This is a genomic window from Akkermansiaceae bacterium (genome assembly GCA_024233115.1).
Classification (GTDB): domain Bacteria; phylum Verrucomicrobiota; class Verrucomicrobiia; order Verrucomicrobiales; family Akkermansiaceae; genus Oceaniferula.
The window spans coordinates 67,674-80,470 of record JACKQB010000008.1; the positions used below are offsets into that span (position 1 = coordinate 67,674).

At 58.3% G+C, this 12,797-nt stretch carries 9 protein-coding genes; 4 read left to right on the plus strand and 5 right to left on the minus strand.

What is annotated here, in order from left to right; all coding sequences use genetic code 11:
• The first annotated feature begins 24 nt into the window (after positions 1 to 24).
• Positions 25 to 612, plus strand: a complete 588-nt coding sequence (locus H7A51_19130; protein ID MCP5538333.1) for a hypothetical protein — start codon at positions 25 to 27, stop codon at positions 610 to 612.
• A gap of 20 nt (positions 613 to 632) precedes the next feature.
• Here H7A51_19130 and H7A51_19135 read toward each other — a convergent pair whose 3' ends face one another.
• The 5 genes from H7A51_19135 to ychF form a co-directional block, all read right to left on the minus strand.
• Positions 633 to 1,436, minus strand: a complete 804-nt coding sequence (locus tag H7A51_19135; GenBank protein ID MCP5538334.1) for a hypothetical protein — start codon at positions 1,434 to 1,436, stop codon at positions 633 to 635.
• A gap of 427 nt (positions 1,437 to 1,863) precedes the next feature.
• Positions 1,864 to 2,877, minus strand: a complete 1,014-nt coding sequence (locus H7A51_19140; GenBank protein ID MCP5538335.1) for a hypothetical protein — start codon at positions 2,875 to 2,877, stop codon at positions 1,864 to 1,866.
• Positions 2,878 to 2,899: 22 nt separating this feature from the next.
• Positions 2,900 to 3,475 (minus strand): hypothetical protein, encoded by a 576-nt coding sequence (locus H7A51_19145; GenBank protein ID MCP5538336.1) that lies wholly within the window; start codon positions 3,473 to 3,475, stop codon positions 2,900 to 2,902.
• Positions 3,476 to 3,511: 36 nt separating this feature from the next.
• Complete coding sequence (locus H7A51_19150; protein MCP5538337.1) at positions 3,512 to 4,129, minus strand: hypothetical protein; 618 nt, start codon at positions 4,127 to 4,129, stop codon at positions 3,512 to 3,514.
• Positions 4,130 to 4,681: 552 nt separating this feature from the next.
• Positions 4,682 to 5,797: a redox-regulated ATPase YchF gene (gene ychF / locus H7A51_19155; GenBank protein ID MCP5538338.1), complete on the minus strand. Its 1,116-nt coding sequence runs from the start codon at positions 5,795 to 5,797 to the stop codon at positions 4,682 to 4,684.
• Positions 5,798 to 6,129: 332 nt separating this feature from the next.
• On the opposite strand from ychF, the gene H7A51_19160 reads away from it, so the two are divergent.
• The 3 genes from H7A51_19160 to H7A51_19170 all read left to right on the plus strand — a co-directional run bounded on the left by H7A51_19160 (position 6,130) and on the right by H7A51_19170 (position 12,738).
• Positions 6,130 to 6,951, plus strand: coding sequence for a PEP-CTERM sorting domain-containing protein (locus H7A51_19160; protein ID MCP5538339.1), 822 nt, complete (start codon positions 6,130 to 6,132; stop codon positions 6,949 to 6,951).
• Between the two features lie 62 nt (positions 6,952 to 7,013).
• On the plus strand, positions 7,014 to 7,811 hold the full coding sequence (locus H7A51_19165) for a PEP-CTERM sorting domain-containing protein (protein ID MCP5538340.1): 798 nt from the start codon (positions 7,014 to 7,016) through the stop codon (positions 7,809 to 7,811).
• Between the two features lie 148 nt (positions 7,812 to 7,959).
• Positions 7,960 to 12,738 (plus strand): CotH kinase family protein, encoded by a 4,779-nt coding sequence (locus H7A51_19170; protein ID MCP5538341.1) that lies wholly within the window; start codon positions 7,960 to 7,962, stop codon positions 12,736 to 12,738.
• Positions 12,739 to 12,797 lie beyond the last annotated feature (59 nt).

The following is a 12,797-nucleotide window of genomic DNA, read 5'->3' on the forward strand; positions in this document are numbered from 1 at the left end:
ATTATTTAAGTTAACCTTACATCCGTGATACTCCGAAGCTTCAGACACAATATCCTGCTCCTGTGCTTGGCTGCAACGTGGGTTCTGTCGGTTCCTACCCATGCTCAGGCGATCCTGTCGCCGCCATTTGGTCTTCAGTGGGGTGATACACCGGACAAGGTGATGGATTGGGCGGAGGCGAAGAAGCTGGATGTCACTATCGAGATGAAGGGGGCGAAGCCCGAGCTTTACATCGTACGTATTTCCTCGCCAAATGGATCTCTTCCCGGGCATCAGGCGTATGCTCTGGAGACCAGATATCATTGGGGAAAGTTGTTTGAGGTTACGGTTCATTATGGTGCACCAGGGATGAAGCCTGTTAAGGTGAAAGCTGATTTTGAGAAGTTGAAGGATTTGATGACTGCTAAGCATGGTCCTTTTTCCCCAAATAATAAGCAGGAGAAAAAGCAGGATGGATATGTGAGGCGATCAGTGTCTTATCATGTAGAGCCGGTTAAGGGTTTGATGTTGTTATTAGGTTTAACGGAGGTGGAAGACACCCTGAGGAAAAAGCATTCGGTTAGGTTTTCGCTGTTGTATCGCAATCAGAATATCATTCCTGCTGGAAAATAGTTGTGTGGATGGGGTTGTAGTTAGTTATTGAGTTGCCATTGTGTCCATGGGCCGTCGGGGACTTCGCCTTCCTCCGCGAATTTCCATGAGACGCGGTAGCCGCTGCGGATGCCCAGAAAATCGCGCGCTGCCGGGCTGATATCGATGCCGGCGTTGCCATTGGGGTTGGGTTTGGGTTGTTGGCCCTTGAAAACGTATTGCCAGTCGTCTGTGTTAAAGGGGCCGCAGTCTTCCCACTGGGCGTAGCAGACTTTCCCCCGGTAGTGGATGGCGATCCAGCGGCCTTTGCAGACGGAGCTCCAGGAGCCCTTGTAGGATTTCCAGTACCAGGGAATGACCTTGGCGGCCTCGGGATGATGCCCGCCGCCTGGAGCGATGTCATTGTAGGGCAGGGCGATGTAAAACGGATTCAGGCGGGGAGTGAACGCCGCCGGACGGAAACCGAGCCGGTTTTCCGGTGCATCCACACCACCGTAGTTGAGCTGCCAGTTGGGGTCCCACGAGCTGGCGTGGTTGGCAGTCGGGTTGCGTTCGCTGGACTTTTCCCCGATCCAGAAAACCGTCGCTGTGATCCCGCGGCGCCAGCGGTGGCGGGTGTCGGCCCACGGCTCGGGGTCCTCCTGGACGATACGTGCCTTGGGGGGGACCTGGAAGGGGCTGATGATGTCAGGGATCGCGTCGCGGCGGTGTTCAAGGTATCCCGCATGCAGGACGTCGGCCCGGGAATCGATGCCAAACTCATCCTCCAGGGGGACAAAGCGAGCCTGCACACTGCTGGATAGCAGGCACAAAACGATGGCCGGAAGTTGGCTCGCAAGTCGCATGGTTGGTGGTTTGTAAGGGTGTTAGACGGCTTCGATCCCAGTGGTTACAGGAACTGGACAAGGACTGGAGCCTCTCAAGAACGCCAAGATCCCGGTCATTTCACTATCGTTTGTGTAGCCTGATAGATGGATGAGTCTTGATCTCAGCTTTCTCTGATACTCAAGTGTGCCAAATATTCGGGGGAATACAAGCTTTATTTTAGAGGAATCAAGTCGCCTGGTTTTGAATTTCGCCCTAAACCAAGGGGGTTATTTTAAAATAATGGACCGTAGGCCTCCGTGGTCGGCTCCTGGGTCGTGAAAATCCAAAAACAAACCCAAAAAACCCTCCCCGGGGTGAGGAGGGAGGGTTTTTGTGATGCTCCCGAACGGGGGGATGTAGGGGTGGATTGCATCAAAAGCAGGTGCGGGTGCCGGTTGGTTCGTGTTAGCGGGTCCTGTTGACCATGCTGGGGGCATGCATCCCCCGGTCGAGCACAAAGGTGCTGTGGGCGAGACGTTCCGGCTGGCCTTGGTTAAACGGGGTGATGGTCAGGACTTCGATGGTGTATTTCCCGTCGGGCAGGGTGTCGCGCCATTCACCGAGCGGGATCTGTTGATCCTGGGGGACCGTGGTATCGAAACGGACCACGGATTGGGGTAAAACGGTGCCCCGGGTGCCTAGCTTGGCATCGCCGTGGTAGATCTGCACGTAAGTCACGCTGTCGGGATAGAGGTCCTGGCAGAGGATGCTGACCGGTTTTTTCAGGCTGGCGGCGGAAAGCGTGGCGCCGGATTGGAGCCCCCGGATGGTGGCGGTGGCGACCGGCCAGATTTGGATCCTGGCTGATTTCAGGGGCAGGCAACCCGGGCTCTCCTCGCCTGGGGCGGTGTATGCCGTAAACGTCTCGAGTCCTTCCGCCTGGGTAGGGTCGGCTGAGGGGATGGCCGGGTAGAAAACGCTGTTGTGCTCTCCCTGTCTTTCAAAGGTCCACCAGCCGAAAGATTGGTCCGGGCTGTTGGGTTCCGGGGCATGCCGGGCGGGATGGAATAACGTTCCCTTGCGGTGAAGGCTTACTTTTTTACCCGAGCCGTGGCTATCCTTCACTGCGAGTGAGACCGTGAAAGGCCTGTCGGCTCTGGTCCGGTGGGGAAAATGGGGGTCTTCCGAGCGGATGGTGATTTGAGCCGATGGAAAACCGCTGCCCAGTGTGGTTTCGTCCAGCTGGTAGAGCCTGGTGTCAGGTCCTGTGCCCCGGGCGAACAACTTGAGGCTGGAGCCTCCGTCCGCGACGGCGATAGGCGACCATGCCGTACCCTTGGCGGCGGAAACATGGAAGTCCCAGGTGAGGCCTGTCTCGACTTGTGTTTGGCGGATAAACTCACCAGCGGACAGGGGCGTGGCGGACATCACTGCGATGGCGAGCAGCGTCGCGGCGTGGCTTGAATGGAGTAAGGGCATCGGGGTGGGCGGGGGGTGGAGGTCAAGGACGTTTCCCGGAGACTTTGGCGGGCGTGCCGGGGCGCAGGATGGAGATCGGATTGTTCTGGTGCAGGGCGACGACAATGCGGTTGATCCTGACAAACTGCTTGAGCACGTCTTCTTTCAGCGGGCTGGTGCCTTCGGCTTGTTTGAGGTTGATTTCATGGGTGAAGATCCAGGACCTGTTTGCCAGGTAAAACCGGGGCCAGGGGATGAAGGTTCCCCTGGGGGTGGTGACAACTTTGTGTTGCAGCGAGTCGGGTATGTGAATGAGGGCGTTGTCGGGTAGCAGTGTATGGTTGTTGCCATGCTGCAGGATGGTGGAATGTCGGTAAATATCATAGCTGCGGACAGCTCCGGCGGGAGCGTGATCCGACATTTGGGCGTGCCTGAAACCCTGCTGGGTAGCGGCCTTTTGTTGATTCAGCCGGGTCATGCTGGTGCGTTCCGCGGAGGGGGGCTGCAGGTTCTCCGGAAGCTGCCCGATCCCGGTGCCGTTTTCCGCAAAAAGGAGTGGGGCAGTCAGTATGATCGCCAGGATAAGGGCTCGGATGAGGATGGTTTTGAAAGGGGGCATGGGTGTATCGGTGCGAGGTTTGTGGGAAAAGCGGGTTTAACGGTGGATTTTCCACGCCACTGGGATTTTCTCACCATTCCGCAAATGGGTGCGGCTGAGCAGGATCTGGCCTTGGGGCACAGGCGGCGCGGGGATGAAGTCGACACAGAGGACGACGGCACCGTCCGGGTTGCGGGTGTTGCCTTCGATGCGGACCATTGGGGGGCTCGCTGACTTCGACCAGTCCGAGGTTTGGGCGGAACTACAGTGTGACTGCACGGTGCCGGTGGTCGACCGGCTGCGGGGGGAGGATTTGAAAATATCCAATGGCTTGACGCTGTCTCCGGCCGTTAAGAAGAGACGGTTCCAGGCTATCATTTTGCCGGTGGCTCCGGACCCGTGTCGGTCGTCCCCGGATGGGCCGGGAAGGCGGGTCAAGAGAGGAGCCTCTGGCTGCGGGGCAACGGGAGCATCTCCGAGGGTGAGGAGGCTGAAGTGTCCAAACACTCTATATTGAAAGTAGTTTTGGACTGGCAGGGTTTTTTGCGCAGGGCAGTGGTCCAGCTGGCTGCTGGCCACCCCTACGGCCTCGATGCGGATTCCGGCAACTAGCTGCGCACAGGTCACCGCGATCGAGGCTGCCACGAGGGCAAGGGTCAGGGTATTTTTATTCATGGGGTATGTAAGGGTGGGTAGCTTTCCTTGATAGCCGGAGGGGATTGGCTATCTCGGTCAGCAGATGGGATCGTAAAATGAAATACCCCGCCAACAAGATATTTTTTATACAAAAACAACTTTATGAATGGTTTTTTCGGACGATTTTATAAATAATACATAATTATTATCAATTAATCACTCCGAAATAGATCGCATTCATGGCCTCAACTATGGGAATACAGGCTGGCTTGTAGGCGCTCTGAAAGCGGCGACAGGCAACAAATGGCACCATCCTGGAAGTCAGATTTAGTTCATTTTTAATTGAACTTCGAAGCAAGGATTTCGATAAAAATGATTAATATTGATTTAATAAAGTACCTGGAAGTCAAACTTGCCTGATAGAACGGCAAGCGTGATGTACAAGGTTCCAATAGATGAGGGGCGCAAAAAAGCCGTGCTGTCACGAGGACACCACGGCTTGGGAAAGGTTGAATGGAGGGGGTGGGAGCTGCCTATGAATGAACGGGAAGGTTCGCAGGGCAGGGGGGGCGACGGGCGACCGCTTGTTGGTCAGACATTGAAGCGGAACTCGATCACGTCGCCGTCCTTGACCACATATTCCTTGCCCTCGATGCGGAGTTTTCCAGCTTCGCGGGCGGCTGCTTTGGAGCCGGCCGCCACGAGATCCTCGAAGGCCACCACCTCGGCAGCGATGAAGCCCCGCTCGAAGTCCCCGTGGATGACACCGGCTGCGGCCGGTGCCTTGTCGCCGTGGCGGATCGTCCAGGCGCGGGTTTCCTTTTCCCCGCTGGTGATATAGGTACGGAGGCCAAGCAGATGGTAAACGGCACGGATCAGGGTGGAGACACCCGAATCGGTGATCCCCATGTCGGCAAGGAACTCGGTGGCTTCCGCGGGATCGAGTTCAACGAGCTCCTCCTCAATACGGGCGGAGATGACCACCGCTTCGGCATCGTGGGATGCGGCGGCATATTCCCGGACCTTGGCCACCATGGCATGGCTGTCCGGCGCTTTCTGGGCATCGGCAAGCTCGTCTTCGGCCACGTTGCAGGCAAAGATGGTGCGTTTGGAGGAAAGCAGGAAAAAGTCGCGCAAGGTAAGTTGTTCATCCTTGGTGAGCTCCAGGGTCAGGGCTGGTTTGCCGGCGTCGAGGTGGGGCAGCAGTTTGTCGATGAGCTCCACTTCTTTTTTCGACTCCTTGTCGCCACTCTTGGCTTTTTTCGCACGGGAGACCTTGCGTTTTTCCAAGGCGGCCATATCGGCGAGGATCAGCTCCGAGTTGATGATCTCGATATCGCGGATGGGATCGACGCTGCCCAGCTCGTGGATGATGTCGTCGTTGTCAAAACAGCGCACCACCTGCACGATGGCATCGACTTCACGGATGTTGGCGAGAAACTTGTTCCCAAGGCCGGCACCTTCAGAAGCTCCTTCGACCAGACCGGCGATATCAACGAATTCAATTGCCGCCGGGATGATTTTCTGGGTTTTGCTGATCTCGGCCAGCACGCCGAGCCGGTCGTCGGGCACGGTGACGACACCGATGTTCGGGTCGATGGTACAAAACGGGTAGTTGGCAGCCTCCGCATTGCGGGTGCGGGTGACTGCGTTGAAGAGTGTCGATTTTCCGACGTTGGGGAGGCCTACGATTCCTGCTTTCAGCATGGCGCGGGACGCTAGGTGGAAAACCGACAATTGCAATCCGTATGTTTTGAAAAATGTGATCCTGACCGTTGGCCGTCGGTCGACCTGGCCCGGGACGCCGCTTGGGTTCCTTCCAGCCCAGGGGATGGAATAAAAAAACCGCTTTTTAAGAAATCTGATTGACATCAAAAGGTGGATTGAGTAGAGACGTGACTACGCATACGGAAAATCGTTCCGCCGGGGACGCTTCCCCAATCCATCACCAGACAGCGCAATAACCACTTTTTCACTTCTCCGGGCGTGCCTACGACCCGATCTAACAAAAAACAAAACACGTAAAATAAAACACAACAATGAAATCAAAGTACACAACCATAGCGGTCTTTCTTGTGACTGCCGGCTTGTCAGGAGCGGTCACCATAGTCGGAAGCACGGACTTCGAAAACCTGACTGCCGGCGACACCGCACTCAACGGCCAGTCATCAGGCGCGCCATTCGCAGGTGCCTGGGCAGGTAATGGAAATACCGTTGTCACAGCGGACCCTTATAATGCGGCGAACACGGTGGTTGCGACAACAGGTGGATCTCAGATGGTGGGAACCTTCGATGCCGCCACCCAGGCCGTTCTCAACGCCAGCTCCGAGGTCTGGTTCAGCATGGACATGGGAACCAATCACAACAGCGGCACCAACCGCTTCGGTCTCATGACGGACAATGGCGCGCTGATGGACAGCACCTTTACCATCGGTCAGCGTCTCGGCGGTCTCCAGACCCGGATCGGACCATGGAACGGCAATGCTCCGGATCTGACGGGTGGAGGCGCTGTCGACGGAGCCTGTGAGGTGATCACCACTAATGGATGGACCGCCAACACTGCATACACCCTGGTGGGCAGGATCACCGTGGACCGCACGCTTGGTGGCACGGAGTCCCTTGAGTTCTGGCAGGTGGCTGCGGGCACATTCGACTACAACAATCCGGGCAGCGCATACATCACCATGACGGGGATCGATCTGATCGAGCCCACCACCCAGATCACCGGTTTTGTGATCGATGGCAACCAGGGCGGGAATGCTTATGATAACCTGACAGTGCTTGTCCCCGAGCCCAGTTCGGCCCTGCTGCTTGGTCTCGGTGCCCTGGGCTTTGCCCTGCGCCGCCGCCGCAATGGCTGAGTTCATGCCCCTATTACAACTTTCCGGGTGCATGCATGCTACCCGAACTAACAAAAAACAAAATGAACAAAATGAACAAAATGAACAAAATGAACAAAATGAACAAAATGAATTATCTCAAGCCCATCCTTGCGGTGCAGCTTTGTGCATTGGGAATGGCCTCCGCTGCTATTACGGTAACGGATGATATGATACTCGATGCGCCAGGAACCATCGGATGGAATAACAACCATAATAACCCTGATGGATCTAATAATCCAACAGCTGGAAGCTATCTGGGCACCAGTCTCATCGACGGCACAAAACCGGTAGCTGCCGACATAGGTACTGCGCATGATGGCACTGCATGGGTCAAAAACGGTGGTGCCGCTGGAGATCTCATCACCTCGGGTTGGATTGTTTTTGATATGGGAAGCGAATTCAATTTCCAAGGCATGCTCTACGCGCAGCGTAAGGGAGATGGTAGCACATATAACGGCCAGTATTACGATGTCTGGAATATGGCCAATGTATGGGTAAGTAATACTGATCCGGGAAATCCAGGCGGTTGGGATCACAATCATGCTGACCCTGCCGGAACCCAAGTGCTGACTAATCATGACCTGCTCAAAGTGACTCCTGTGGGTGCAACCAATACAGATGGTGTCTTGATTCAGTATGATTTTGACCAAAGTGCGACGGGGCGTTATGTCATCTTTGAGTTCTCCCAACTTGACGAAAATGACGTACAACAAACCATATGGGGAGCTGGTGCCAAGGACCTCTGGCTCTATGGCGCGCCTGTCCCAGAGCCATCAACAACGATGCTGCTTGGTCTCGGTGCCCTGGGCTTTGCCCTGCGCCGCCGCCGCAATGGCTGACGTTCTTTCTGGAGTTGTTGGTTGATTAAGTGCACACCAGGGGGTGCCGGTCCGAGCGAACCGGTGCCCCCGTTTTGTCTTGCTGCCGCAGCATGACAGCCCGGGCAATTACCCCAAACCTTGTAAACAAACCTTCTGACCGCGACCGATGATCCGCCCCGCTGTTGTTTTCACCCTCTTTCCAGCCCTGTTAGTGCTGGGTTCGCTGGATGGTGCCGTATTGCCCGATCCCACCATTACCGCGGCCACTGCGCCCTCGTCCTTGGACCATGCTGTAAACGGTATTTTTGACAGCATCTCAGACTCCACGGAATACCGCACCGATCACGCCGGCACCGACACCTTCATCGAGTTCGATTTTGGTGCGGAGGTGGTCATCGACGGTTTTCTCAATGTGACCCGCAACAGCAGCAGCAGTGTGGTCACCGGCTCGCGCCTGATTTTTGATACCGATGGCAGTGCCGGGTTTTCCGCCGCCACGGATACGGTTGTCAATTTCAACGCGGCAAATACCGGGCAGTTGGGCCAGGGGTATATCAACCGTTTTGCACCGGTCACGGCGCGGTATGTCCGCTGGGAGGTCACTGCCGCCAGTGGCAGCAGCCAGAGCTGCGGTGCGATGGAAATGCGTTTCCTCGGCACGCCCACGGGTGCCTCGCCCGTCTCCGGAGTCGCCGCCATCGCCGGCTCCCCCGCCTTGGATGTTTACCACGCCCTGACCCATGCCGCCAACGGCCTGGCCGGCTTCACGGCGCCCGATGCTCCCTACAACGAGGTGTCGCCATCCGTCGGATACTCCAGCAATGGCGCGGGCACCGGCACCTACGTCGATTTCGACCTGGGCCAAACCAAACCCGTCACCGGCTTCGATTTCTTCGATCAACTCGACACCTCCCAGCGGGTCGGTGGCTTCACCCTGACCTTCAGCAATGACCCCACCTTTGCAACACAAATCGCCACCCGCAGCTATACCAATGCGGGTTTTTCTATGTCGGATAGCTTTGACGCCGTTGCCGCCCGCTACATCCGCTACCAGGTCACCGCCAGCGCCGGTTCCAATCCGGGGGTCTCGGAAATCATTTTCTATCAGTCCAGCGGCTCGCTGCTTTCCACATCGTTTACCACCGCCGCCAATCCAAACCAGAACTGGAGCCACGGCATCAAGTCCTCGCCCCTGGCCGCCAGTCTGGAACTGTTCGATCTGGCCGCTGCTGCCGATGCCACCGCACCCTGCGACCGCTGGTGTGATGGCTCCGAACAACCCGCCTTCGCCGGCGTGGCTCCCGCCGCTGCCGCATCCTTCGACTGGGGTGGCACCGCCACCGACTGGTCGGCCGGAGCCTTCTATCACGCCTGGCGCGCCGACCATGGATTCCCGCTGGTGTCCCGCTACACCGTGCCTCAGACCGGGGTTTACGATCTCTCCGCCACCTGGTCTTCGCATACTGTGGCGGGGTGTGATGCCCTGGTATCCATCGTGGCCAACGGCTCGACCGTGTTTTCGGGAAACTTGTCCGGTTTCGCCGGAACCGCCGTTGGTACACCCACCCCATCGGGCACGGCACCCGATGTTAGTGGCGATGCGTATGGCATTCCCCTGACCGCTGGAGATCGCGTGGAGATCGTCACCCTGCCGCTGACCGGCGCCGGCAATGTGGCGGTGGAGGCCGTCATCACCCCCGGAGCCACTGTCGCTGAAACCACCGACAGTATCGTCATCCGCGAGTTCTGTGCCTCTAACACCATTACCCTGCAGGACGAGGACGGCGACTACTCGGACTGGATTGAAATTTACAACGGCACCGGCACGGCGGTCAATCTGGACGGCTATGGACTCTCGGACAAGGCCAGCGAGCCGTTCAAATGGATTTTCCCGCCCCGTGTCCTCGCCCACGGTCAGCGGCTGGTTGTGTTTGCTTCCAACAAAGACGATGTCAAGCGTCCGGGCTATGGCTCCGGGAGTGAGCTGCATACCAACTTCGCCCTCAGCAAAGGGGGGGAGTTTCTCGGTCTGACCTCTCCGGAGGGCGTGTCCCTGGGTGCCTATTCACCGGAATTTCCCGGCCAGTATGATGACTTCAGCTACGGCACCGGCAGCAATGCCGTCACCGGCTACATGACCCCGACACCCGGCAGCGCCAATGGCGAGGCCGGTGACGCGCCTCCGGCCACGCTGCTGTTCTCGCTGCCCTCAGGCATCATCAGCTCCCGTCAATACATCACTATTTCCGGTCAGTCCGCGCAGCACACCGTCCGCTACACCACCGATGGTACCGAACCCACACTTGGAAACGGCATCACCTACACCGGGGCGGCGATTTCCATTGCCACCAGCACCACCCTGCGCGCCCGCGCCTTTGCCGGCAATACCGCCGGACCGCTGGCGGATGCCACCTACACCCGCCTGGGCAGTGGCACCGACTATGGGGTCAATCCGTCCACCTTCTCTTCCGCCCTGCCGATTCTGGTGATCGACACCTCGTCCACCTCACTGCCCGGCCGCACCGGCGTGCCGTCCCGCCTTACCCTCATCGACCGCGATCCCACCAGTCAACGGGCCACCCTGACAGGTCCGCCCGCGCTCAGCACCCGGGGCACGATCAAACTGCGCGGTCAGTGGTCCTCCACCTTTCCGAAGCAAAGCTGGACCATCGAGTTCTGGGATTCCGCGGACCAGGATGAGAAACACCCGCTGCTCGGCATGCCTGAGGAATCCGACTGGACACTCTACGCCTCCTACATGACCGATCCGGATTTTCTCCGCAACATCATTACCTACGAAACCTACGCCGCCATGGGTCGCTGGGCACCCCGCACCCGGTTGGTGGAGGTGTTTCTCAACAACGGCGGAAGTAGAGTGGACGGCGCGGATTACTATGGTGTCTATGTCCTCAGGGAAAAAATCAAAATCAGCGACGAGCGCGTGGACATCACCAAGATGTCAGCCATGGACAACTCCGGCGACGCCCTGACCGGCGGCTACATCATCGCCCATGACAAGTATGGAAACCTCGAGACCGAACACCCCGAGTTGCTCGGCGGCACCCAGACCAGCATCCCGCACTGGCCCTATACCGGTGGCGGTGCCTTCGTCTATAAAACCCCGTCGGTCGATGACATCACCCCCGCCCAGAAGGCCTACATCACCGATTATGTGCTGCAGGTGGACACCGCGGTTTCCTCCCCCGGATTCATCCACCCCGGGACCGGGCTGCATTACACGGATTACATCGGCCGCAAGTCGTTTATCGACCATCACATGCTGATGGCCTTCGGCAAAAACCTCGACGGCATCCGCATCAGCACCTACTTCGAAAAAGACCGCGGGGGGAAACTGAAAATGTCCTCGGTGTGGGACAACGATCTGTCCCAACTCCCCGCAGATGCCGGCAGCGCGGGTGAAAACCCCAACACCTGGAACAGCGATGTGGACCCGTCCGCGAATTACACCGATTTCTTCACCCTCGACGACCACACCGCCGAGGGCTGGTTCCACTACCTGCACCAGGACCCCGCCTACATGCAGGAATGGGTGGACCGCTTCGACCGCTGGCGTAGCTCCGGCGTGCTCGACACCAGCAGCATCTATCCGCTTATGGATACCGTGGCGGCGGAGCTGACAACAGCGGACAACTCCGGCACCGCCAATGCCAACACGCCCATTGCCCGGAATTTCAACCGTTGGTCCCGCAGCACCCGGGGTGTTTCCACGAATGGCTCCAATGCCGCCTCCGTCATCTTCGGCTCCTCCTCCAGCAGCGAAATCAACCGTCACAAAACCTGGCTCGCCCAGCGACTCGCCTTTATGGACACCTGGGTGCTCGCCAAACCCGTGGCATCACCCGCATCCGGCCCGGTCGCCACCAGCACGCCGCTGAACCTGGATTCCCCGGACCTGTCAGGATCGGCACGCATTCACTACACCCTCGACGGCACCGATCCGGTGACGGAAACCGGTGCCGTTTCCGCCACCGCCAGCGAATGGTCCGGTCCGCTGCCACTGACCGCCAGCACCCGGGTCACCGCCCGGCTATACCACCCCGATGCCGTCAATAAACACACCCTCTGGAGCGCGCCGACCGTCGAAACCTATATCGTCGGCGCCACTCCCGCCGCCACGGCCAACCTCGTGGTCAGTGAGTTGATGTACCACCCGTCAGATCCATCCGCCGCGGAAATCGCCGCCGGTTTTGACAATGCCGACGACTTTGAGTTCATCGAACTGCGCAATGTCGGCACCGGCACCATCAACCTCTGGGGCGCGACGTTCACCCAGGGCATCCTGTTTGACTTCGATAGCTCGCTGTCGCCGGAGCAGGTCGAGCTGGCACCCGGGCAGACGCTGCTGTTAGCCAGCAATCCCGCCGCCTTCCTGTTCCGCTACGGCGCCACCGCCGCCGCCCGCCTGGTGGGTGGTTTCGCCGACGGCACCAATCTGAGCAACGGCGGGGAAACGCTTACTCTGCTGGACCGCGACGGCGGGCTTCTGCTGGAGTTCACGTATGACGACACCGACGCATGGCCGGTGGAGGCGGACGGGGGCGGCGGCTCGCTGCATTATCTCGGTGGCTCGTTCGGGCAGGGTGAAAACTGGCTGGTTTTCGCGCCTGATCCCGGTCGTATCATTGCCGATCACGATGGCGATGGCCAGGACGATGGCACGGAGTGGTTGGCGGGCAGTGACCCGGCAAACGCAGCGAGCGTCTTCAGAATCCTGGACTGCGGATTGAATACGGAGGGCGCATTTACGATGAGTTTCCCGGTCGCCGCCGGGCACCGTTACCGGATCGACAAATCCACCGACCTGGAGGGATGGATACCTGCCGGCACCGACTTTACCGCCACCGAGACCGGCATCCAGTCGTTCATCGATCCTGAAAACTTGCCCGACTACCGTTTTTACCGGGTGGTTGCCCTGCCTCGGTGACATCAGGCACCGCGAGTAACAATTCACCATGCGCAGTACCTTACGCCTTGACTCCCGGA